This window comes from Deinococcus radiodurans R1 = ATCC 13939 = DSM 20539 (assembly GCF_000008565.1).
GTDB lineage: Bacteria > Deinococcota > Deinococci > Deinococcales > Deinococcaceae > Deinococcus > Deinococcus radiodurans.
Genome location: NC_001263.1, coordinates 1,306,434 through 1,328,835, shown reverse-complemented (window position 1 = coordinate 1,328,835; position 22,402 = coordinate 1,306,434). Strand labels below are relative to the sequence as shown.

At 66.1% G+C, this 22,402-nt stretch carries 24 protein-coding genes, 1 tRNA gene and 1 pseudogene; 14 read left to right on the top strand and 12 right to left on the bottom strand.

Going from position 1 to position 22,402, the window contains the following annotated elements:
• The first annotated feature begins 8 nt into the window (after window positions 1–8).
• From truB to DR_RS06795, 5 genes are all read left to right on the top strand, one after another.
• On the top strand, window positions 9–935 hold the full coding sequence (gene truB, locus DR_RS06815) for a tRNA pseudouridine(55) synthase TruB (RefSeq protein ID WP_010887965.1): 927 nt from the start codon (window positions 9–11) through the stop codon (window positions 933–935).
• A gap of 154 nt (window positions 936–1,089) precedes the next feature.
• A complete protein-coding gene (locus tag DR_RS06810; RefSeq protein ID WP_010887964.1) occupies window positions 1,090–2,259 on the top strand; it encodes a sugar efflux transporter in 1,170 nt (389 codons plus the stop codon).
• Window positions 2,260–2,292: 33 nt separating this feature from the next.
• Window positions 2,293–2,904, top strand: coding sequence for a signal peptidase I (gene lepB, locus DR_RS06805; protein ID WP_010887963.1), 612 nt, complete (start codon window positions 2,293–2,295; stop codon window positions 2,902–2,904).
• A gap of 47 nt (window positions 2,905–2,951) precedes the next feature.
• Window positions 2,952–3,473, top strand: coding sequence for a hypothetical protein (locus tag DR_RS06800; RefSeq protein ID WP_034350427.1), 522 nt, complete (start codon window positions 2,952–2,954; stop codon window positions 3,471–3,473).
• A gap of 100 nt (window positions 3,474–3,573) precedes the next feature.
• A complete protein-coding gene (locus tag DR_RS06795; protein WP_027480017.1) occupies window positions 3,574–4,125 on the top strand; it encodes a hypothetical protein in 552 nt (183 codons plus the stop codon).
• Window positions 4,126–4,185: 60 nt separating this feature from the next.
• Here the strand turns inward: DR_RS06795 and DR_RS06790 are convergent, their stop codons facing one another.
• From DR_RS06790 to DR_RS06770, 5 genes are all read right to left on the bottom strand, one after another.
• Window positions 4,186–5,322, bottom strand: a complete 1,137-nt coding sequence (locus tag DR_RS06790; protein WP_164927963.1) for an acyl-CoA dehydrogenase family protein — start codon at window positions 5,320–5,322, stop codon at window positions 4,186–4,188.
• A gap of 234 nt (window positions 5,323–5,556) precedes the next feature.
• A complete protein-coding gene (locus DR_RS06785) occupies window positions 5,557–5,739 on the bottom strand; it encodes a hypothetical protein (protein WP_027480015.1) in 183 nt (60 codons plus the stop codon).
• A gap of 76 nt (window positions 5,740–5,815) precedes the next feature.
• Complete coding sequence (locus DR_RS06780) at window positions 5,816–7,378, bottom strand: acyl-CoA carboxylase subunit beta (RefSeq protein ID WP_010887958.1); 1,563 nt, start codon at window positions 7,376–7,378, stop codon at window positions 5,816–5,818.
• Window positions 7,379–7,557: 179 nt separating this feature from the next.
• Window positions 7,558–8,190 (bottom strand): YsnF/AvaK domain-containing protein, encoded by a 633-nt coding sequence (locus DR_RS06775; RefSeq protein ID WP_010887957.1) that lies wholly within the window; start codon window positions 8,188–8,190, stop codon window positions 7,558–7,560.
• Between the two features lie 83 nt (window positions 8,191–8,273).
• Entirely contained in the window at window positions 8,274–9,098 is an 825-nt protein-coding gene (locus DR_RS06770; protein ID WP_027480014.1) for a DUF2382 domain-containing protein, read from the bottom strand.
• 249 nt (window positions 9,099–9,347) lie between these two features.
• Here DR_RS06770 and DR_RS06765 point away from each other — a divergent pair, with 249 nt between their 5' ends.
• The 3 genes and pseudogenes from DR_RS06765 to map all read left to right on the top strand — a co-directional run bounded on the left by DR_RS06765 (window position 9,348) and on the right by map (window position 11,546).
• Window positions 9,348–10,364: a threonine aldolase family protein gene (locus DR_RS06765; RefSeq protein ID WP_051618830.1), complete on the top strand. Its 1,017-nt coding sequence runs from the start codon at window positions 9,348–9,350 to the stop codon at window positions 10,362–10,364.
• 12 nt (window positions 10,365–10,376) lie between these two features.
• Window positions 10,377–10,702: pseudogene (locus DR_RS06760) on the top strand (HNH endonuclease).
• Window positions 10,703–10,784: 82 nt separating this feature from the next.
• Window positions 10,785–11,546, top strand: a complete 762-nt coding sequence (map, locus tag DR_RS06755; RefSeq protein ID WP_027480012.1) for a type I methionyl aminopeptidase — start codon at window positions 10,785–10,787, stop codon at window positions 11,544–11,546.
• Between the two features lie 99 nt (window positions 11,547–11,645).
• Here the strand turns inward: map and DR_RS06750 are convergent.
• Both DR_RS06750 and recX read right to left on the bottom strand, forming a co-directional pair.
• A tRNA-Leu gene (locus DR_RS06750) sits at window positions 11,646–11,728 on the bottom strand.
• 85 nt (window positions 11,729–11,813) lie between these two features.
• Window positions 11,814–12,362, bottom strand: coding sequence for a recombination regulator RecX (gene recX, locus DR_RS06745; protein ID WP_034350423.1), 549 nt, complete (start codon window positions 12,360–12,362; stop codon window positions 11,814–11,816).
• A gap of 216 nt (window positions 12,363–12,578) precedes the next feature.
• On the opposite strand from recX, the gene rpsT reads away from it, so the two are divergent.
• Together rpsT and DR_RS06735 are read left to right on the top strand one after the other, a co-directional pair.
• Window positions 12,579–12,857: a 30S ribosomal protein S20 gene (rpsT, locus tag DR_RS06740; protein ID WP_010887951.1), complete on the top strand. Its 279-nt coding sequence runs from the start codon at window positions 12,579–12,581 to the stop codon at window positions 12,855–12,857.
• Between the two features lie 127 nt (window positions 12,858–12,984).
• Window positions 12,985–14,328 carry a S41 family peptidase gene (locus tag DR_RS06735; RefSeq protein ID WP_010887950.1) on the top strand — a complete coding sequence of 448 codons (1,344 nt, stop codon included), beginning with the start codon at window positions 12,985–12,987 and terminating at the stop codon, window positions 14,326–14,328.
• Window positions 14,329–14,361: 33 nt separating this feature from the next.
• Here the strand turns inward: DR_RS06735 and DR_RS06730 are convergent, their stop codons facing one another.
• Window positions 14,362–15,606 (bottom strand): MDR family MFS transporter, encoded by a 1,245-nt coding sequence (locus DR_RS06730; RefSeq protein WP_034350421.1) that lies wholly within the window; start codon window positions 15,604–15,606, stop codon window positions 14,362–14,364.
• A gap of 130 nt (window positions 15,607–15,736) precedes the next feature.
• Here DR_RS06730 and DR_RS06725 point away from each other — a divergent pair, with 130 nt between their 5' ends.
• Window positions 15,737–16,444 carry a hypothetical protein gene (locus DR_RS06725; RefSeq protein WP_010887948.1) on the top strand — a complete coding sequence of 236 codons (708 nt, stop codon included), beginning with the start codon at window positions 15,737–15,739 and terminating at the stop codon, window positions 16,442–16,444.
• A gap of 56 nt (window positions 16,445–16,500) precedes the next feature.
• On the opposite strand, the gene DR_RS06720 is transcribed toward DR_RS06725, so the two are convergent.
• The 4 genes from DR_RS06720 to DR_RS06705 form a co-directional block, all read right to left on the bottom strand.
• Window positions 16,501–17,607: a polyamine ABC transporter substrate-binding protein gene (locus tag DR_RS06720; protein ID WP_010887947.1), complete on the bottom strand. Its 1,107-nt coding sequence runs from the start codon at window positions 17,605–17,607 to the stop codon at window positions 16,501–16,503.
• Window positions 17,604–18,416, bottom strand: coding sequence for an ABC transporter permease (locus tag DR_RS06715; RefSeq protein WP_010887946.1), 813 nt, complete (start codon window positions 18,414–18,416; stop codon window positions 17,604–17,606). Before DR_RS06715 ends, DR_RS06720 begins: the two co-directional genes overlap by 4 nt.
• A 124-nt stretch (window positions 18,417–18,540) precedes the next feature.
• Complete coding sequence (locus DR_RS06710; protein WP_010887945.1) at window positions 18,541–19,359, bottom strand: ABC transporter permease; 819 nt, start codon at window positions 19,357–19,359, stop codon at window positions 18,541–18,543.
• Between the two features lie 139 nt (window positions 19,360–19,498).
• Window positions 19,499–20,587, bottom strand: a complete 1,089-nt coding sequence (locus DR_RS06705) for an ABC transporter ATP-binding protein (protein WP_010887944.1) — start codon at window positions 20,585–20,587, stop codon at window positions 19,499–19,501.
• Between the two features lie 331 nt (window positions 20,588–20,918).
• On the opposite strand from DR_RS06705, the gene DR_RS06700 reads away from it, so the two are divergent.
• From DR_RS06700 to DR_RS06690, 3 genes are read left to right on the top strand one after another with little or no spacing between them, the layout of a single operon-like run.
• Window positions 20,919–21,464 (top strand): hypothetical protein, encoded by a 546-nt coding sequence (locus DR_RS06700; RefSeq protein ID WP_034350419.1) that lies wholly within the window; start codon window positions 20,919–20,921, stop codon window positions 21,462–21,464.
• 28 nt (window positions 21,465–21,492) lie between these two features.
• Entirely contained in the window at window positions 21,493–22,185 is a 693-nt protein-coding gene (locus tag DR_RS06695; RefSeq protein WP_010887942.1) for a cytochrome c biogenesis CcdA family protein, read from the top strand.
• A 2-nt stretch (window positions 22,186–22,187) separates the two neighbouring features.
• Window positions 22,188–22,391, top strand: a complete 204-nt coding sequence (locus DR_RS06690) for a hypothetical protein (RefSeq protein WP_027480010.1) — start codon at window positions 22,188–22,190, stop codon at window positions 22,389–22,391.
• Window positions 22,392–22,402 lie beyond the last annotated feature (11 nt).

The window sequence follows — 22,402 nt, the reverse complement described above, 5'->3', positions numbered from 1 at the left end:
TGCGCCCCATGCCCGTCATTGCCGCCGACAAGCCCCTGCATCTCACCTCGCACGACGTGGTGAACCGGGCGCGGCGGGCGCTGGGCACCAAGCGGGTGGGCCACACCGGCACGCTGGACCCGCTGGCGACCGGCGTGGTCGTGCTGTGCGTGGACGACTCCACCAAACTGGTGCAGTTCATGGAGCATGACACCAAGGAGTACCTCGCCTGGGTGAGCCTGGGCGCGGGCACCCCGACGCTTGACGCCGAGGGGCCTATCGAGCAGCAGGCCGAGGTGCCGCCGCTGGATGAGGACCACCTCCGCGAAGTGCTGAAGGGCTTCCTGGGGCCGCAACAACAAATTCCCCCGCAGTACAGCGCCATTCAAATTGGCGGTCAGCGGGCCTACGCGGTGGCGCGGGCCGGGGGGCAACTCGACCTTCCCGCCCGCGACGTGGAGATTCACGAGCTGGAATTGATCGGCATGTTTCCGAGCGTGCAGGCGGCGCCGCGCACCTTCGACCCGCAGAGTTGGACTCCGGCTGCGGCAGGACTGACCTTCACCCTCCCCGAACCGCTCGGCGAGTTTCCCACGCTGCTGCTGCGGGCGCACGTCGGCAGCGGCACTTACCTGCGCTCGCTGGCACGTGACCTGGGGGCGGCGCTCGGCGTGCCCGCGCACCTCGGCGGGCTGGTCCGCACCCGCGCGGGGCGCTACAGCCTGCGGGACGCGGTGAGCCTGGAGAACCTGACTGAAGCCCCCACCATTCCCGACCTGGACGCGCTGGACTTTCCGCGCATCGAGGCCGACGAGCGCCTCGCCCGCGAGCTGCGGCAAGGCAAACGGCCCGCGCACCCGCAGCGGGGCCGCGCTGTGGTCACCCTCGGCGGCGAGCTGGTCGCGGTGGTGGACGGCGACGGCGAGCACCTGAAGGTCGTGCGCGCCTGGGCGTGAGCGGCAGCGTCCCATTTTTCTGAACCGATTCAGGCCCGGAGGCGTACACTGACGGGCTGATGCCTGCCGCGCCCCCCCTTGCCCCTGACGACCTTTCCCCCGCCGCCGCTTTACCCGAAGTCTCGATTGCCGGCACCTGCCGCAGATTGCCCGGTTGCCGCACGCGCTAGGCCTCACGCTCGCGGTGCTGCTGCTGGGGCTGGCGACCTCGCTTGCCGGGCCGTTCATGTCGCTGTTTGCCGTGCAGCAGGTGGGGATGACCCCGCTGCAACTGGGGCTTTTTCTGACCTTCAACGCCCTGAGCGCCGTGCTGGTCAGCACCCGGCTGGGGCGCTGGGCCGACCGCCGCAGCGACCGCAAACCGCTGGTGCTGCTCACGCTGGCGGCGGGCGTGCTCGCCTACCTCGCGCTGAGCGGCGTGCGCTCGGTCTACGGCGTGATGGCGACGGGCGTGCTGCTGCTGGCGGTGAGTTCGGCGGCCTTTCCGCAGGTCTTCGCCTTTGCCCGCTCGGGCTTCGCGCAGGCGCCGGGTGACCTGCCGGAAAAGGCGGTCACGGTGCTGCGGGCAGTCTTTTCCTTCGCCTGGGTGGTGGGGCCGGGGGTGGGCGCCGCCGTGCTGGGCCGCTGGTCGTTCAGCGGGGTGTTTCTGCTCGCGGCGCTCTGCTACGCGCTCGCCGGGCTGCCCCTGCTGTTTATTCGCCCGCCCGCGCCAGCCCCCGCACAGCCGAACAGCGCGCCCTCGCCGCTCACCCAGGAACTCGGCGCTCCGCCCGCGCCGCCGATGGGCTGGGTGGTGGCGGCGTTTACCCTCTACGGCATGGCGATGCACATGGGAATGGTCATGTTTTCGTTGTTCGTGACCGAAACCCTGCACGGCACCAGCGCTCAGGTGGGCTTTCTGGTCGGATTGTGTGCACTGCTGGAAATCCCGGTGATGCTGCTCTTCGTCCTTTCCAAGCGGCTGCCGGGGGTGGAGTGGCTCATCAAGGCCGGCCTGCTGCTGTTCGTGGTGCACTTCGCGCTGATTTATCTGGCGCAGGGGATGCCGCTGCTCATCGCCACCCAGGTGCTGCGCGCCGCCGTGCTCGCGGTGATGGCGGGGCTGGGCATGACGTATTTCCAGCAGCTCATGCCGGGGCGCTTCAGCGCGGCCACCACGCTGTATTCCAACACCTCGGTGGTCGGCTCCATGCTTTCGGGCATCGTGGCGGGGGCGTGGGCGCAGGTGTTCGGCTACCGCCCGGTCTTTTTGCTGTGCGCCGCTCTCAGCCTCGCCGCCTGGGGCATGATGCTGTGGGCCACCCGGCGTCCGAAGCTCGCCTGAGCCGGGGCGTTTCTTAACTTTTCCCCTGCTACCATGCCCCGCGTGTCTGAGCCGCCCGCACCCCCTTCTCCCCTGCGCGAGTTCTGGAGGACCTGGATTCTGGGCGCCCTGCTGCCCGCTTATCTGCTGACCACTTTCGCCTTCACGCTCGCGCGGGTGGACGGCGAGAGCATGGAGCCCAGCCTGCACAGCCGCGAGCTGCTGCTGCTGCTGAAATACCCGCGCTGGCTGCGTGCCTGGGGTCTGGGCGGTGACTATCTCCAACACGGCGACGTGGTGATTTTCAAGGCCCCTGCCGATAGCCCCTACGCCTATGAAACGCTCTACGGCGTGCGGCACCGGCCCTACAACATCAAGCGGGTCATCGGGCTGCCCGGCGACCTCATCGCCTTTCGGGACGGCGAACTGTGGCGCAACGGTCACAAGGTGGCCGAGAGTTACGCGAGCACCGAAGGCTACGTCAACGACGAGGGGCCGCTCCGGGTGCCGCCCGGCAAGGTGTGGGTGATGGGCGACAACCGCCGCACCGGGGCCAGCCTGGACTCGCGCAGCTACGGCCCGGTGGACCTGCGCGACGTGGCGGGGCCGGTGGCGTGGCGGCTGTGGCCCGCGCCGGGGGCCCTCGCGCGGCATACGGCGTCCTGAACGGCCTCATCAGAAACGGCTCACCTGCCGCTGCTAGCTTGCCCCCCATGACGCTCCACCGTTTCGCTCCCCTGGCCCTCGCCGCGCTTGGTCTTGCGGCGGCGCAGGCCGACCAGACCAAACTCGTGCCCTTCAGCGACGCCCGGCTGCCTTTCTCCATCAGCGCGCCGAGCAACTGGTACGGCATCGACCTCGGCGACGGCGCCGTGGGCCTGAGCATGGTGTCGGCCAAGACCAAGCCCGCGACCATGATTCGGCTGCTGTTTGCCGAGAAAGACAATGGCGAGAAGGTCAACCTGAGCACCGAGGCCGACAACTACGAGGCCGACCTGAAAAGCACCAAGCTGACCGTCAAGCGCCTGAGCAGCAAGGACGCGACTTACGGCGGCGTCAAGGGCCTAGAGCGCGAGTACCAGCTCAGCGGCGGCGGCAGCGATGTCCGGCTGCGCGTCTGGTTCGGCGACAACGCCAAGAACCTCTTCTCCTTCCAGCTCACCGACACCGCGCCCCGGTACGCGGCGGCGAGCGACCTGTTCAGCAAGATGCTGGCGACGGTCAAGTTCAAGTAAAACCCAACACTACTGAGCCTGTCGCCTCTGTCGGGGCGCGGGCTCATTTTTGTGGGCTGACTGTCACCCAAAGACACGGCAACGCGGGCGACAATGGAACATGCCACTCCTGACTTCCGGCTTCCTCGCTTTTGTGCTTCCTGCTGCGGGTGCCCTCGCGCCGACGCCAGCCATCACGCAGATTCGCGCCAATTATGCGGCGGTCAATGCCCAAATTGAGGCCGGACACTACCGGCGGCAACACCGCGACAGTCAGGGCTGCGGCGACAGCACCGGCAGCTACGACCGCTGGCTCGACAGGAACGGAAAGACGCGGCGGCTGCGCAGCGAGGTCACGTTCGAAGATACGCCCGGCGGCATGACCGCCCTGACCTCGGTCTGGTTCGATGCGGCGGGCCGCCCCGATTTCGTGCTTTACCAGAACACCGAATACAAGTACGACATTCAGGTCAACAAGGACGGCAGCATCACCGACCGGGGTGTCAAAAGTAGGGCCCAGACCGCCGAAATGCGCGTGTACTTCGACGACCAGGGCCGGGTCATTCGGCAACTCAACAAGTTCCCGATGACGAAGCAGGAAGCGGGCGCCCTCCTTCAGGAGTTCCGCACGCTGATCGGGACGCCCTGGGCACAACTCCGCGTGGGCTGCTGACCGACGAAAAGGGCGGGCACCCCGTAGAGGCCCGTCCCTTTCCTTTTGCGCTGCTGGGAGTTACTTCAGCAGGCCACGGCTGATGACCACGCGCTGAATTTCGCTGGTGCCTTCGTAGATCATGTTGAGCTTCACGTCGCGCAGCAGCTTCTCGACCGGGTACTCGCCGACGTAGCCGTAGCCGCCGTGAATCTGAATCGCTTCGTTGGCGGCGTTGAAGGCCATTTCCGAGCAGTACGCCTTGGCGATGGCACTTTCGGCGCCGTGGGTGTGCCCCTGGTCCACCAGCCACGCAGCCTTCTGGTACATCAGGCGGCCCGTTTCGACGCCAATCGCCATGTCGGCCAGCTTGAACTGAATGGCCTGGAACTGTGAAATAGGCGTGCCGAAGCGTTCGCGCTGCTTGGCGTACTTGACGCTTTCTTCCAGCGCGCGCCGGGCGAGGCCCACCGACCCGGCGGCGACCGGAATCCGGGTCTTGTCGAGCGTCTTCATGGCGATCTTAAAGCCGTCGCCCAGGCCGCCGAGCTGGTTTTCCTTGGGCACGCGCACATTCTCGAAGACCAGTTCGCTGGTCAGCGAAGCGCGCTGGCCCATCTTGTGCTTGATCTTGTTGTACGAAAAGCCGGGGGCGTCCTTGGGCACCACGAGCGCGACGGTGGCGCGGTGGCCGCCCTGCTTGTCGGTGGTGGCGAAAACCACGGTCACTTCGGCGATGCCGCCGTTGCTGATCCACATCTTGGTGCCGTTGATGACCCACTCGTCGCCGTCGAGGTAAGCGGTGGTGTGCATCCCGGCGGCGTCGGAGCCGTTGTTGGGTTCAGACAGCGCGAAGGCGGCCAGACCGGGCTTTTCGGTGAGCGGCCCCAGGAAGCGCTTTTGCTGCTCTTCGGTGCCGCCGACCAGAATCGGGGTAATCCCCAGTTCGGAGGCCATCAAGATGGTGTAGATGCCCATGCAGCCGTAGCCGATTTCCTCGCCGATGAGGGTTTCGTCCACCATGCCCAGGCCCAGGCCGCCGGCATGTTCGGGGATAGACGCATTGAGCAGGCCCACTTCAAAGGCCTTTTCGACGACCTGCCAGGGCAGTTCTTCTTTCTGGTCGTACTCGGCGGCAATCGGGATGATTTCCTTGCGGGTAAAGTCACGGGCGAGCTGCTGCAACTGGCGTTGTTCGTCGGTCAGGGTGAAATCCATGTCGGCTCCTGTCGGCCACTCCACGGCGGGAGCAGCGGGAAAATTCTTGAACTGAGTCAAAGCCTATCAACGTTGCGAAATGCAGCTTCAGTCTACTGCTCGCCGCTTCTCTGGGAACGTCAGAGGACCAAACGTTACGGGGCCAGTGGCAGGGCTGAGTGACAGACAAGCAGCGACAAGGCAGCAAAACGCCCCAGCCGGGGCCGGGGCCTACAGCACTGAAAAACGCCTGACTTACTTGTTGTTGGTGTCGGTGGTCGTCGTGCTGGTCGTGGTCGTGCCAGTGTTCTGACCGGTGGAGTCGGTGCTCTTGGTCGTGGTGGTGGAAGTCGAGGTGTTGCTGTCGGCCTGCTTCTGGCAACCGGAGAGCGACAGGGCGAGCAGCAGGGCAGGAACGGCGAGGACAGCTTTTTTCATGGCGCCATTGTCGAAAGCCGCCAGGGAGCGTGCATGAGAACGTGAGCAACGCACCCTTAGACTCGGCGAGCGTCGCTCAGAGCGGGATGTTCCCGTGCTTCTTGAAAGGCCGCGTTTCTTCCTTGTTCGCCAGCATCTCGAAGGTGCGAATCAGGCGCTCGCGGGTCTCTTCCATCGGAATCACGTCGTCGATGTAGCCTTTGGCCGCCGCCACGTAGGGGTTGTCAAAGGCTTCCTTGTACTCGGCAATCTTCTCGGCGCGGGTGGCCGCCGGGTTCTCCGAGTCCTTGATATCCTTGCGGTAGACGATGTTGGCGGCGCCCTCAGCGCCCATCACAGCCACCGTCGCCGTCGGCCAGGCGTAGACCACGTCGGCGCCCATGTCGCGGCTGTTCATGGCGAGGTAAGCGCCGCCGTAGCTCTTGCGCGTAATCAGCGTGACCTTGGGGACCGTCGCCTCGGCGTAGGCGTAGAGCATCTTGGCGCCGTGGCGGATGATACCGCCGTACTCCTGCTGCACGCCGGGCAGGAAGCCCGACACGTCCACCAGCGTCAGAATCGGCACGTTATAGCAGTCGCAGGTGCGGATAAAACGCGCGGCTTTGTCGCTGGCGTCGATGTTGAGCGAGCCCGACAGCGCCTTGGGGTTGTTGGCGACGATGCCTACGCTCTGCCCGTTGAGCCGCGCGAAGCCCACGATGATGTTCTTGGCCCAGTCGGGCTGAATTTCCAGAAAGGTGCCGTCGTCCACCAGTTCCCGAATCACGTCCTGCATGGCGTAGGGCCTGCGCTGGTCGGGCGTGACGATGTCGAGCAGCTTCTCGTTGCGGCGGTCTGCCGGGTCGCTCGTGGGCTTGACCGGCGCCTTCTCACGGGCGTTTTGCGGCAGGTAGCCGAGCAGGTCCTTGATGCCGTCAATGACCGCCTCGTCACCTTCGTAAGCGAGGTGCGCCACGCCCGATTTGCGGGTGTGCACGTCGGCGCCGCCGAGCTGGTCGAAGGTGACTTCCTCGCGGGTGACCGACTTGATGACCTCGGGGCCGGTGATGAACATGTAGCTGCTGCCCCGGCTCATCAGGATGAAATCGGTGATGGCCGGCGAGTACACCGCGCCGCCCGCGCAGGGGCCGAGGATGGCGCTGATCTGCGGCACGCTGCCCGAGTACACGGCGTTGCGGTAAAAAATCTCGCCGTAGCCGCTGAGGCTGTCCACCCCTTCCTGAATACGTGCCCCCGCCGAGTCGTTCAGGCCGATGACCGGGCACCCCGTCTTGGCAGCGAGGTCCATGATTTTGGTGACCTTACTGGCGTTCATCTTACCGAGCGAACCGCCGAGCACGGTGAAATCCTGGCTGAACACAAAGACCTGCCGGCCATCAATGGTGCCCGAGCCGGTAACCACGCCTTCGCCGGGCGCCTCGATGCCGTCCATCAAGCGGTTGCGCCCGTGCTCGACAAAAGTGGACGATTCCAGAAAGCTGCCGGGGTCGAGCAGCCGCTCAATGCGCTCACGGGCGGTGAGCTTGCCGCCTTCGCGCTGCTTTTGCTGCCGTTCGGGGCCGCCGCCTTCTTCGACCTTGCGGCGGCGCTGCTCCATCGTCGCAATCAGTTCCTGCAACTCGATACCTGGTTGTGTCATGAGTACAGCTTATACGGCGGGCCCCCGCTTGCCGGTAACTTCGGCAGTGGCCTCGCTTTCCATCCGTTTTGGAGCTGCCTCGCCGACGAAAGACCCGCGCAACAGCAAAAGAGCGAGGCACATTCCGGGTCTGGAAGATGCCCCACTCTGCGTTTTGGTTGCGGTTGAGAAACTCGGCCTCAGCGCCGTTGGTCGGTGCCCGTGGTGTTCACACCGGTCACGGTGCCTTCAGCGGCGCCCTCGTCCACGATGCGTGCCAAACCCTGCTCGTCGAGCACCTCAAGTTCTTCGCGGCGCAGGGTCACGGTTTCTTCGTGGGTGGTGGCCTGGGCCTGACGGCGCACGACGACCTCGCTCAGCGGCACGACCTGACGCATGACCTGCACGCGCTCCTCGGTCAGCGGGATTTCGTAGGTCTGCCCGGCTTCGAGCGGCTTGCCGTCAATCAGCACCTGACTGACGCCGCCGTTGCCAGTGGTCCCAGCAGCAGAGGCCGCAGCCGTTTGCGTATCGCCCACGTTCTGAGCGCCCGTTCCCTGAGCAGCGGGCGTCACCACGATTTCGAGAACTTCAGTGGTGAGCGTCACTGGGACCATTTCCTGCCGCTCGCGCACGACTTTGCGGACTTGGACCTGGCCGATGCCCTGACGCTCGACCTGCACGGTGGCGCGCTCTTCAAGCAGTTGCAGGCGGCCCACCTCGGCGTCTGTCAGGGGCGTGGCACTCACGTTCTGGCGCAGATCAGTGACCTGGGACTGCTCGGTATCGGTGGCCGCGTGCAGCACGCGTTCTTCATTGTCTCGACGGGTCATAACTTCCTCCCAGAAAGGAAAAGTGAGGCGGGGCAGAGATCAAAAAAAGGCGGGGTTCCCCCCGCCCAGGCTCAGGGCCTGACTCAGATGTTGCGCTTGGTGGTGTCGTCGGTCAGGGCGGTGCCTTCGGTGGTGCGGACGTCGCCGGTCTGGTTGACGTCGAGCACTTCGCGGCCCACGGTTTCGGTGACCTGCTGGGTTTCGGTGACGGCACGCTTGCCGACGCTGACTTCTTCGGTCACGTAGGCCTGCTTGCTGATGTTGGCACGCTCGGCTTCGAGGTCCACGCTCATGGTCTGGTGGCCTTCGCCCAGCACGGCGCCTTCGACGGCGCGGCCATCGGTGACGGCGTGACGCTCGATGACGACTTCTTCACGCTGCAGGGGCACCGAGACGGTTTCCTGACGGGTTTCGATGCGCTTGCCGATCTGGACGCTGCCGGCCTTGAAGCGATCCTTGTTCACGACCAGGCGCTCTTCGAGCAGCTGGAGGCGATCAGGGGTCTGGTAGGCACGCTGGTGGTACTCTTCCTGGCTCTGGTTGCCGCGCAGGACGCGCTCGTCGGTGTCCATCATTTCGCTGCTGTAAGCCTGGTCGGCGCGGTACTCGCTCATGTCCTTGACCTGGTCCTTGGTCAGGCTGTCGAAGTACACACCGCTGTCGTCCACACGGCCATAGCCCACGGGCACCAGGACTTCCTTGCTGCTGAACCAGCCGCCCACGTCCACGAGGAAGTAGCGGATGCGACCAGTTTCGGGCTCGACCAGGGCGTCACGCACGGTGCCGATCTTGTCGCCGTTCACGCCGTAAGCGGCGGCGCCGACGGGGTTGTACATCGAGGTGTCGTTGAGGTTGTACTGGGCGTCGTTGTTCAGTTCGGACAGGCGAATCAGGCTGGCTTGCGTCATGGTATTTCCTCCGGGAAATGGGGTGCCCCGCTGGGAAGCGGGAAGGACTGTTGGGACCGGGTTTTCGTTCCCGACGAGAAGCAGTTTGGCCCGCAGCCCGGACATTTGTTTGAGTGCAAAGTAAACACCATCCAAGCCTGACCTTAACTGGACCGTTATGGAGGTCACGGTTCTTGCCAGAGGTGCGGGACGTGTGCTAGGTGAGTCTTTTTTCCATTCTGGCCTTCCCTGCCCGCTATGGTGTGCGCCATGACCCGCCCGCCGCTGATCGCCGACCTGCGCTCCGATACCGTCACCAAGCCCACTCCCGCCATGCGTGAGGCGATGGCGACCGCCGAGGTGGGCGACGACGTGTACGGCGAAGACCCCAACGTCAACGCCCTGCAAAACGAACTCGCGCACCTGACCGGCTTTGAGGCGGGGCTGTTCATGCCGTCGGGCAGCATGACGAACCAGGTGGCGATTGCCGTGCACACCCGCCGGGGCGAGGAAGTCATCTGCGCCGAGGGCAGCCACATCTACGAGTGGGAACTGGGGATGATGGCGGCCTTTTCCGGCGTGGTCCCGCGCTTCGTGCCCGCGCCGCTGGGCGTGCCGAGTCCCGAGGACGTGCGGCTGGCGGTCCGCCGCAGCGTCCACCAGTCACCCACCGGCCTGATCAGCCTGGAAAACACCCACAACAAGGCCGGGGGCACGGTGATTCCGCTGGCGGTGCTGCGGCAGATGCGGGCAGTGGCCGACGCCGAGGGACTGCCTCTGCACCTCGACGGAGCGCGGGTCTTCAACGCCGCCGTGAAGCTGGGCGTGGACGTGCGCGAAATCACGCGCTGCTTCGACACCGTGAGCGTGTGCCTGAGCAAGGGGCTCGGCGCCCCGGTGGGCAGCGTGCTGCTCGGCTCGGCGCAGGCGATTCGGCAGGCGCACCGCTACCGCAAGATGCTCGGCGGCGGGATGCGGCAGGCCGGAATTCTGGCGGCGGCGGCGCGGGTGGCCCTGCGCGAAGGTCCGGCGCGACTGGCCGACGACCACTTGCGGACCCGGCGATTGGCCCGCGCCCTGGTCGAAGCGGGCTACGACGTGGACCTCGCCGCCGTGCAGACCAACATCATCTATGCCCGGCTGCCCGAGGCCGAGCGCCGCGCCGCTGCCTGGGCCGAACAGGGCGTGCTCGCCAGTGCGCTGGGGCACGACTCGGTGCGCTTCGTGCTGCACCATCAGGTGGACGACGACGCGCTCGACCAGGCCATTCGCGTGCTGACCGCCTGACCTCTCACACTTATGGCCCGCCGCCTGCCCCCTTCCAACTGGCCGCCTCCTCCGAGTGAGCCGGCACGTGCGCCCTGTGCGAACGCGAGACGCCGGTGCTGACCGAGCATCACCTGATTCCCAAGTCTCAGGGACGACGCCGGGGCGTGCCGATTCACGAGCTGCCGACGGTGCCGCTGTGCCCGGCCTGCCACAAGTTCCTCCACAAGACGTTTACCAATGCCGAGCTGGCGGGCGAATACGCCAGCATTGACGCCCTGCTCGACAATGCCGACGTGCAGCGGTTCGTGAGCTGGCTGCGCAAACAGCCGGCGAGCAAGTCGGTGCGGGTGCGCTGAGGCTTCCTCGCTTCATCACCGTCTCTTGTAACTGTCGGCAGGTGGCTTTTGGGCCGCCGGGGGCGTGTTAGGCTCGGATGTTATGAGCCGTATTCCGCTGAAGTCCGCCCGTGAAATCGAAACCATGCGCCGCGCCGGGGGTCTGGTGGCCGAGACATTCCGGGTGCTTGAACCGTACGTCCAGCCGGGCGTGACGCTCAAAGAACTCGACCGGCGGGCCGAGGAATTCATTCGCGGCAAGGGGGCCAAGCCCGCTTACCTGGGCTATGGCCCGCGCAATAACCCCTTTCCCGGCACCATCTGCGCCAGTGTGAACGAGGTCATTTGCCACGGGATCCCCGATGACCGCGAGCTGCGAGACGGCGACATTCTGGGCATGGACATCGGCGTGCTGCTCGACGGGTATTACGGCGACGCCTGCACGACCTATACCGTCGGGCAGGTGAGCGACGAGGTGCGGGCCCTGGTGGACACCACCCGCGCGTGCTTGCAGGCCGGACTCGACGAGGTGCGCCCCGGTGCCAAGACCGGCGACATCGGCCACGCCATCCAGAGCCTCGCCGAGTCGCGCGGCTACGGCGTGGTGCGCGAGTACACCGGGCACGGCATCGGCAAGCGCCTGCACGAAGACCCCACCATCTACCACTGGGGCGTGCACCACACCGGCCTGAAATTGCAGCCCGGCATGGTCTTTACCATCGAACCGATGATCAACCTCGGCACGCCCGAAACGCGCCTGCTCGCCGACGGCTGGACGGTCATTACGGCGGACAAAAAGCCCAGCGCCCAGTTCGAGCACACGCTGGTCGTGACGCCGAAGGGCTACGACATCCTGACGCTATAAGGCCAGGACACAAGCTGGAGCAGTGACCCGCCACTCGGCAGTCACCGCTCCAGTTTTTTCATGCAAAAGGAAACTCCCCGTCTGGGACGAGGAGCCTGCTGGTGCCGATAAAGGGACTCGAACCCTTACGGTTTCCCGCTCGATTTTGAGTCGAGTGCGTCTACCAATTCCGCCATATCGGCACGGAAGTCTTGCACTGCCCACCGGCAGCGTAGCGGATGGTAGCGCAGCGGACGAGCGGGGTCAACGCGGGGTGCGCCCCTGCCCTTACTCCTCGGCTTCGTCCGGCGGAAAAAGCTCGGCGACTTCGCGGATGGCGGGCCAGATGACGCTGCCCCCGAAGCCACGCCGGGCGAGAAAAGCGTAGGCACTGGCGCGGGGGTCACGCTTGCGACTCAGCGCGGGCCAGCGTTTGGTGAGGAGGTCGATGGCCTGCTGCTGCTCCTCCTCGGGGTCGCGGGCCTGCAAGGTTTCCTCAATGAGGTCGGCGCCCAGCCCCCGGCGGCGCAGGGTTTGCCGGACGCGCAGTTCGCCCACGCCCCGGCGCTTGTTTTCGGCGCGGGCGACCTCGGCGTCGTTCTGGTAGCCGAGCTCCTGCACTCGCCGCAGCACTTCCTCGACCAGTTCGGGGTCTTCCGAGCGCCGTTCGAGTTTGCCGCGCAGCTCGGCCTCGGTGATGGCCCGTGCCCCCAGCGCCCGGAAGGCGTAGGCGAGCAAAGCCTCGCGCTGCTCCTCGCGGGTCTTGGGGCGGCGGGGCCGGGGCTCGGCTTCTCCTTCCGAGGCAGGGGTAGACGAGCGGCGGCGTGGGCGATACATAACCGGCAGTATGCCGCCTGAGCTGGAGCGCTTGACCTGCCAGGGCCGCCTCCCGCATACTGGCAAAGTTGCCTACCGTCTTTGGTGGGCGGCTCCGGCCCGGCGTGACAGCGCTGCCGGACGCGCCAGCTGACCCCGTCAGTCTCGGACGCTCGAGTTCCCCCGCCAGCCGGGGAGGACCGCCCCGCGTGAGCGGGTGAAAAAGGAGAAACAATTATGGCCCTTCGTCACAAGTCTGCCCAGAAGCGTCACCGTCAGAGCCTCAAGCGCCGCGCGATCAACCGCGCCAAGAAGAGCACCATCAAGACCTTCAGCAAGAAGGCCCTCGTTGCTGCCCAGGGAGGCGCCGAAGACGCCACCGCCATGCAGCAGCGCGCCGAAAGCCTGATCGACAAGGCCGCCAAGGGCAGCACCCTGCACAAGAACGCCGCCGCTCGCAAGAAGAGCCGCCTCGCCAAGGCCATCAACAAGGCCAAGGCCGCGCAGCAGGCCTGAATTTCAGCGTTTTGCGCCTGACCGCCTCCCACACCGGGGGCGGTTTTTTCGTGCCCCGAATTTGTGATTTTGGTGGCCTTCGCATCCCACCTTTTTCCCATGTGCGCGGCGCAGAATACGGCGTACCATGCCACTCGCCCCCCTGCGTCCTCTGGCTCGTCTGGGCCTGCTTTCCGCCCTGCTGCTGGCCCCGTCTTCGGTGGCGGCCACCTCCCCAGGAGTACAGGCGCCTGCCCAAGCAGCGGCGGTGCCCTCCGCTCCCGCCATTGCTGCCGACGCCCCGGCGCAGCAGATTTTCGATGAGGTCAACGAGCTGCTCAACGAGCGGTATGGCGGCCTCTCTCCCGTCAATCGCCCAGCGCTCACGCGTGAGTACCAGCAGCGCCTGAACGCGGTGTGCACGCCGCAGCCACGCACCTGCCCGGAAGACAAGGCTTACCCGGTGCTGGAAGCCGAGCTGACGGCGCTGGGCGACGAGCACAGCTTTTTCCAGACGCCCGAGGACTATCAGGACTTCGTGACGAGCGCCACCGGGGGCAGCCGCCAGCAGTTCGGGGTCAAGCTCGCCAAGTTCGATGGTGAGAACAGACTCGTCCTCGAAGTGGTGCCGGAGGGAGCCGCTGAGGGCGCCGGGCTGCGGCGCGGGGACGTGCTGAAGACTATTGACGGAGCCGCCTTCACTTACAGCGACCTGCAAAAGGCGCGGCGCGAGGGTCGCCTCCTGCGGCTCGGCATCGAACGTCAGGGGCAGCCGCTCGAGGTCAGCCTGCAAGCCCGCGAGAGCAGTACCCGCGACCTGCCGCGTATGAGTTTCGTGGGGCCGCGCAGTGATGTGGCGCTTATTCGCATTCCGACCTTTTTGACCGGCGGCGGGGTGGCGCAGCGCGTCCATGACCTGGTGAATCAGGCGGAGCGGGTCGGGGCGCAGGGCGTCATCGTGGACCTGCGCGGCAACACCGGCGGCAGCCTCAGCGAGTGCGACAGCGCGGTAGGCGCCTTCGTGCCCTCGTTCACGCGGGTGGCGCAGAACGCCGACGGACAGAGCCGCACCACCGTACAGCAGGGCCGGCGGCTGGAAGACGGCGTATCGAGCGGCAGCGTGCGCCGCCCGCAACTGTGGACCGGGCCGCTCGCGGTGCTCGTCAACGAAGTCAGCGCGTCGTGCAGCGAGTTTTTCGCCTACGAGGTGCAGTACGCCCGGCGCGGCCCGGTCATCGGAGAAACGACTGCCGGGGTGGGCAACACCGCCACCCGCGTGTTCCCGGTGGGAGAACGCGCCGCCTTGCAGCTCACCCTGACGCACTACGTCAAACCCGGCGGGCAGCCGTACCCGGTGCGGGTGACCCCCGACGAGCTGCGCCCCGAGGGGGACGACGAACTGCGCCACCTCAGCCAGGGCGACGACGTGCTGCTGCGCGCCGGACTTGCGGCCCTCTCCACTGCGCCGACGCTGGCGGTGGACCGCAAGTAATATTCTCCCAGAGTTGCGAAAGCACCGGCTGCTTCAGGCCCCCGCCTGACGTTGCCGGGCTTCCATTTCTTCACGGGTGGGTACGTCGCGCAGCACGACCCGCAGGCCCGCCGCCGTCGCCAGCCCGACGAGCAGCAGCGTGAGCCAGGGCAAGAGGTCGAAGTGCAGGCGGTGCCCAGCGTCCACGAGGGCGCCGCCCACAAAGTTGCCCACCGCCCCGCCGAGGCCCAGGCTGATGGCCGAGAAGCCGAAATAGCTGCCGACCAGCCCCTCGGGGGCGAGGCGCGCCGTCAGCGTCTGCTGCATGGGAAAGACCAGCATGGTGCCTAAGCTGTAAAGCACCACGCAGGCGAGCAGTTGCGGGAACGTCTGCGCCAGGCCCATCAGCCCCAGGGCGACGGCGACCAGCACCACCGCGCCGACAAGGACCACCCGCACGCGTAGGTAGCGTTCGGCAAGCCGCAGCAGCGGATACTGCAACACCACTGAGAGCCCCGCCGAGAGGCCGTAGAGCGGGGCCGTCGCGCCCTGCCCGGCGAGTTCGACCGCCTTGAGCGTGACCGCCACGTTGAGCTGCGTGCTGAGCAGAAAGTAACCGCCGAGCACCAGCGTGAAATTGCGAAAGGCCCGGTCATGCAGCGCCACCTTGAGGCCCGAAAAGGTATCGGCGGGCGTCCGCTCGGGTTTCAGGCGCGGCAGGGTCACGGCGAGCAGCACGAAGGCCACGATGTACGCACTCGCCGCGATGAGCGACGCCCGCTGAAAGCCCAGCGCAATCAGCCACGCCCCCAGCAGCGGGCCGGTGACCATGCCGAGGTTCCCGGCAATGCTGACCAGACTGAACATGCGGGGCCGGTGCTCGGGCGGCGTCACGGCGGTGATGGCCGAACTTTTGGGCGCGTCGAACAGCCCGCCGCCGATGCCCGCCAGCAGCGACGCCCCGAGCAGCTCGGGCAGTGAGGACGCGAAGCCCATCCACCCGAAGCCGAGCGTGCGAATGAGGCAGCCCGCCAGAATCAGCGGCTTGGGGCCGATGCGGTCGGCCCAGGCGCCCCCGAACACGGTCAGCCCCTGCTGCGTGAGTTGCCGCAGCCCCAGCACCAGCCCCACGCTCGCCGCCGCCCAGCCCAGGTTGTCCACGAAATGCACCGTGACCAGCGGAATGACCAGGAAAAACCCGCCCCACATCAGCGTGGTCACGGCAATCAGGCCAAATTGCGCGGCGGAGAGGCGAAACGGGGTCGGAGCGGTCGGCGGAGTCACGGGCGCGGCAGTCACGCAGGCGAGGGTACACCTGCGGCGCTGTGCGTGGTGGAGCGGCCCGTCTGACGAAAGGTGAGAAAAGTGGTCCAGGCCACTCAAGGAAAACGCCAACACTTCGCCCCCACCCAGGCCGCAGCATCGGGGCATGACTCAATCCAAGCGATGGACCCTCAGCGCCGCCTTTCTGAGCGGGGCGTTGCTGCTCGCCTCCTGCGGCGGTGGGGAAACCCCCGACCCGCAGCAGCCCGAGCCTACGTCCGGGGACGCCCGCGTCATCATGGGCCAAATCAAGCCCAAACAGGACGCGCCCGCGTCGGTGAATCAGGACCTGCCCACAGCCGTGAACGTGGAAGCCCTGCGCCAGAGCAACGTGCCCGCCCTGCGCGACTTGCAGGCGGCGGTGGACAGCGAAGGCCGCTTTACTCTGACGCTGCCGGACGCCGCCACCATGAACCAGTTCGAAGACTTGCAAGGCGCGGGCGAAGCGTTCGGCTGCTTCGACGCGGCTGCGGTCACCGCTCCGAAGGGCAACCAGTTTTTTGTGGTGCGCTACGTGCACGGGGTCAACAATGGCCGCGACTACTTCAACAAGACCGACAGCGGCGCGGAGGGCGAAGCGTCGGTCAAGCGGGTGCGCGTTTTCGCCAAGCAGGACGCCCAGGTTAAAATCACGCCCACCGACACCTGCCGCATCTCGGCGGACCTCAACCTCAAGGCGGGCTGGAACGTCGTCGAGGAGAACATCGGTGCGGGCAACAACGCCGTCACCTCTTACAAGATGACCGACCTGCCTGCTGGCAATGTCGTTTTCCGCGACACCAAGCTGTTTGCGGGCAGCGTCAACAAGAGCTGAGCCACAGCACGGCAGGCCGCCCCACTCTAGCGAGTCGGGGCGGCCTTTTTTATGCTTCAGCGGCTCTTGAGTTCGGTCCAGATGCGGTCGTAGAGCCGGGGCACGCGCCCCTGTGGCAGCTCGTTGATGAACTCGACGCGGCCCGTGCGGAAGTCGTCGTCGCTGGGGCTGAACGCTTTTTGCGACTTCAGGAAGGGGTCGAGCAGCGGCTGTGCGGCGCGGTTGGGGTTGCCGTAGTAGGTATAGTTGGAGATGGCGGCACTGTTTTTCGGCTCCAGCACGAAGTCGATGAACTTGCGCGCCAGGGCGGGGTTCGGGCTGCCGCGCAGCAGCGCCAGCAGGTCGGTGGAAATGGTGGTGCCCGGGCGGGGCAAAAAGACCTTGAGGTGCGGGTCTTCGGCGGCTCCGGCGAGCAGGTCGCCCACGTAAATTTGCCCGAGGTCGATGCTGCCCGAGAGCAGTTTGTTGCGAATCTCGGGGCCGCCCGCGAACGACTCGAAGCCGCGCTTTTGCACGGTGCGCCGCAGCAGGTTGCGTGCGGCGCGCAATTCGTCCACCTTTTCGGTGTTGACCGAGTAGCCCAGGTACTTCAGGGCGGCGCCGATGACCTCGCGGGGGTCGTCGAGCAGGGCAAATTTGACCTTGTCCTCAGGGCCGAAAATCAAGCCCCAGTCCTCGGCGGGCGGCACGTAGCGCCCCGAGTTGTACGCCAGCCCGGTGGCCGCGAACTGGTAGGGCACGGTGTAGATGTTGCCGGGGTCGAACGGCGGATTGACGAACCCGGCGGCCACGTTGCCGAAGTTGCGGAGCTGCTCCTTTTCGAGCGGTTGCAGCAGCTTGGCGCGCAGCATGGTCTGGATGACGTAATTGCTCGGCGTGGCGAGGTCGTAACTTGCGCCGCCGCCCTGCAATTTGGCGAGCATCGCCTCGTTGCTCTCATAGGTGTCGATGACGACGCGCACGCCGTTTTGCTTCTCGAAGGCCCTAACCACCGCCGGGTCGATGTACTCCGACCACATGAAGATGCGCAGCGTCTTGCCGTCGTCGCGGCTTTGTGGGGCGGGCGTGGTCGTGCCGTTGCCCTCGGCGGCGCTGTCCTGCGGCTCGATACGGTGGCAGGCGGTGAGCAGCAGGCAAAGCACGAAGGGGAGCGAGCGTTTCATTCTTCCCTCCGCCGGGGCTGCGAGAGCACGTTGCCCATGACCAGCAGCAGCACCGTGAACAGCACCAGCATCGCCGAAAGCGCGTTGATGTCGGGCGTCACACCCTTTTTGACCGAGGTGTAGATCAGCACCGGCAGCGTCTTGAAGCCCGAGCCGCTGGTAAAATACGTGACCACGAAGTCGTCGAGGCTCAGGGTAAACGCCAGCAGCGCCCCCGAGAGCACGCCGGGCAGCGCGAGCGGCAAAATCACCTGAAAGAACGACTGCACCGGCGTGGCGCCCAGGTCGGCGGCGGCTTCTTCCAGTTCGCGCCCGTAGCCCGCCAGCCGCGAGCGCACGTTGAGCGCCACGTAGCTGAGCTGAAAGGTCACGTGCGCCAGCATCACGGTCCAGAAGCCGTTCTCGAAGGTCCAGCCGGTGCGCTCCAGCAGCCCGCGCACCAGCGCGTAGAACATCAGCAGCATGACGCCCATCACCACGTCGGGAATCACGATGGGCATGACGAGCAGGAAGGTCAGCGGCAGCCGCCCGCGAAAGCCGCCGCGCCACAGCCCGAAACCGACCAGCGTGCCCAGCACCGTAGCGACGGCTGTGCTGCCCACCGCGACGAGCAGGGTGTTCGTGACCGCCTCGCGCACGTCGGGGCGGGCGAACAGCACCGAGTACCACTTCGTCGTAAAGCCCTGCCAGGTCGCCCCGAACTTGGAATCGTTGAAGGAAAAGACGATCAGGACGAGGATAGGCAAGTACAGAAAGGCGTAGGTGAGCCAGGCCCAGAGGCTCAGGAGGGGATGGGTGCGGCGGGTCATAGGCCGCCTCTGGGGACATGGCGGCTCAGGGTCCGAGAGTCTAAGGGTCTAAGGAAAGCGGGTGCTGAAGCTCTTAGACCTTTAGACCCTTCGACCGTGAGACAACGAGCACAGCGAGTCACCCTCATACCAGTTCCTCCAGGCCCTTTTCCCCAGCGAGGCGGGCGTAGAGCCACAGCCCCAGCAGCACCACGCCCATCAGCAGGAAGCTCAGCGCCGAGCCGTAGGGCCAGTCGCCCGCCTGCCCGAACTGGTTCTGGATCAGGTTGCCGATCAGGGCCGTCTTCGCGCCGCCGAGGATGTCCGACACCACGAACATGCCGAGCGCTGGAATGAAGGTGAGCAGCACGCCCGCCACCAGCCCCGGCAGCGTCTGCGGAAACACGCCGGTCAGGAAGGCCCGCGCCGGGGTCGCGCCGAGATCCTGCGCCGCTTCGAGCAGTCGCCAGTCCACCTTTTCCACGCTGGAATACACCGGCAGCACGAAAAACGGCACCAGCGCGTACACCATGCCCAGGAAAGTGGCGGTCAGGCTGGGCACGAGGTCGAAGGGCCGCAAAATCAGAATCCAGGCGTAGACCCGAATCAGGAAGTTCGTCCAGAACGGGATAATCAGCAGGAGAAGCAGCAGATTTTTGTGCCGCGCGTCCTGCCGGGCGATGTAGAAGGCGAGCGGATAGCCCATCAGCACGCACAGCAGCGTGGTTCCCGCCGCGACGAGCAGCGAGCGCCACAGCACCCGCAGGTTGTCGGGCACCCACTCCTGAAACAGCGCGTCGTAGCCGAAGACCCGTTGCCAGTTTTCCAGCGTCCAGGGCAGCCCCACCTGCGCGAGGTCGGTGCGTGTGAGCAGCGAGTAGCCGAACATGATGACCGACGGCACGACCAGGAAGGCCAGGAGCCACAGGACGGCGGGGCCGAGGGTGGCGAGAAAGCGCCTCATGGAATGGCCCCCTCACCCCTCCCCATAACGAGAGAGGAGAAATTCAGCTTCGGCTTAGGGCTAAGGCTGACCCTCTCCCACAAGGGGAGAGGGCCTTGCGAAGCAAGGGGTGAGGGGACCACCAGACCATCATCTCTCCTCATGCTTCCCCCTCCTCCAGCACAACCAAGCTCGCGGGCGGCAGGTACAGCGCCACTTCCTCGTCGTAGTCGAAGTCCTCGTCGGCCCCGATGTCGGCATTGAGCTGGAAGGCCACCAGTCGCTGCCCATGTGCTTCGAGCAGATACTGGTTCTCGGCGCCGGTGTACACGATGTCGTCCACCCGGGCGCGCACCTCGTTGCCCTCGGTTTCGTCGTCGCGCTCCATGCGAAGTTTTTCCGGGCGAATACTCAGCGTGACTTCCTGGCCCACGCTCAGGCCTGCGCCGTGCAGGGTCCGCAGCGGGCCGAACTCGGTCTGGACGGTGGCCTCGGTGCCGTGCAGCTCGGCGACCCGGCCCGCGAGCAGGTTGGAGCTGCCCAGAAAGTTGGCGACAAAGGCGGTGCGCGGGCGCTCGTAGAGGTCCTCGGCGCGCCCGAGTTGCTCGATGCGGCCCTGGTTCATCACGGCGATGCGGTCACTCATGACCAGCGCTTCTTCCTGGTCGTGGGTCACGAACACGAAGGTGATGCCGAGGTCTTCCTGCAAATTGCTCAGTTCCACCTGCAACTGCTTGCGCAGCTTGAGGTCGAGCGCCGAAAGAGGTTCGTCCAGCAGCAGCACTTCCGGCTGGTTGACGATGGCGCGGGCGAGGGCCACCCGTTGCCGCTGCCCGCCCGAGAGCTGGTCGGGCTTGCGGTTGCCGAACTGTCCAATCTGCACCGTTTCCATCGCCCGCTCGACCCGTTGGCGCAACTCCGCACCGCGCACGCCTTTTTGCTTGAGGCCAAAGGCCACATTGTCGGCCACCGACAGATGCGGAAACAGCGCGTAGCTTTGAAACACGGTGTTGACCGGACGGCGGTGCGCCGGAATGCCGGTCATGTCGCGCCCACCGATGACCACCGCGCCCGAATCGGCCTGCTCGAAGCCCGCCAGAATCCGCAAGAGCGTGGTCTTGCCGCAGCCCGACGGCCCCAACAAGCTGAAAAACTCGCCGCGCCGGATGTCGAGGTCGATGTCTTTCAGCACCGGCGTCTCGGCGCCCGCCGCATTGCGGTAGCTCTTGAACACGTCCACCACGCTCACGGCGGCGTCGGCCGACAGCTCGCGGGTGCGTTTGCCCTTAAAGACGACGCCGGTTATCGGCCTGTCCTCCGGTTTGGGGTTCTGACCTTCATCACACCCCGGATTCTAAAGCCACGGCAGCGCCGCATGGACCACTCATACGGCTTTCATCCGATTCCCGAACATCCGGAAGAGGCGCCGGATGCCCGTCCATCTCCTTAAAACTGTATTTTTTTCCACTGCSCCGCAAAAATTGCGCCCGGACATGTCGGGACTCAATTTGCAACCGTATCAACCCTTGGTCGGACGCTGGCCTCACCCGCCGGGGGTAGGCTGGAGTCGGGAGAACAGTATGGAAGACATCATCATGTCGCTGGGATTTTTTGCCATCGTCTTCGGCTTTCCACTGGTTCGGCGGGAGATGAAGCACCGGCATCAGATGGAGCGGCTGCGCGAGGAACGGGCCCTGCAAGCCGCGCAGCCCGCCCCCGAGGTGCCCGGCGTAGACGACGCACCCGCCCTCGCCCTGCGGATTCCCGAGCCGCACCGCCTGTACGTGCTGGCGCTGCTGTGCCGCCTGGAAGACGCGCCGCTCGCCGGGCTGGACGCCCGCGCCCGTTACCTGATTTCCCAAGCGCGAGGCGAGGAGCTGCCGGCCACGCTGCGGGCCTACCTCAACCTCACGCCCGCCGCCCGGCAGCAGCTCACCGCACAGGGGCAAAACCCCGAAGAGCTGCTGCGCGAGCAACTCGAACTGATGTCGCAGGGGGTGGAAGAAGCGCTGGGCCGCGACTCGGCGGCGGCGGACCGGATGCTCGCGCAGGGCCACTACCTGCGCCAGAAGTTCCAGCCCATCGAACTGGGCGAGCCGGTGGCCGCCGAGCGCAGGAAAAGCTGAGGGACAGCTCGCCCGCCGCGCGCCCGCTATGCTGCCGGGTGTGAACGTGAGTGCCGCCCCCTCCCTGACCGTCGCGTTTCTGGCGGGGCTGATTTCCTTCCTGAGTCCCTGCGTGCTGCCGCTGCTGCCGAGTTATCTCGGTGTGCTGGGAGGCGCAAAAGCTCCGCTGGGCCGCGCTCTGGGCTTTATCGCCGGCTTCGGGCTGGTGTTCGTGGCCCTGGGCGCCACCGCCAGCACGCTGGGCGCCTTTCTCGCGCCGCACAAGCTGCTGCTGGGGCAACTCGCCGCCGTGCTCATCGTCTTTTTCGGACTGGTGATGCTGGGCGTCATCCGCCTGCCCTTCCTGATGCGCGACACCCGGCAGCTCGCCGACGCGGGGGGCTACGGCCCCGTCGCGCTCGGCGCTGCCTTCGCCTTCGGGTGGAGTCCTTGCCTGGGGCCGACGCTGGGCAGCATCCTGGGCCTCGCCGCGAGCAGCGCCAGCCTGGGCAGCGGCGTGCGGCTGCTGGTCGCCTACACGCTGGGGCTCGCCCTCCCCTTTCTCCTCGCCGCGCTGCTGTGGGACCGGCTGAACCTGCGGCGCCTCAACCGCTACGCCGGGATTTTTGAAAAAGTCGGCGGCGCCGTGCTGGTCATCGTCGGCGTGATGATGTTGACCGGGCAGTTTACCCGCCTCGCCACCTTCTTTTTCAGCGTGATGCCCGAGTGGCTCAAGGTGTAACTATGAACCTCGACTCCTGGACCCCGACCGACAAAGCCCGCCGCCTCGCCACCCTGATTGCCGCCTACCTCGCCACCAGCGCCGGCCTGATTGCCGCCCTGGGACTGCACTGGCCGTGGTATCTGGCCCTGCTGAGCGTTCTGGTGCTCTACGGCGTCCTGTACGTCGTGGGGTACGCGGTGCTCAAAGCTGTCTTTCGGGCCTGAGCCCAACCGAA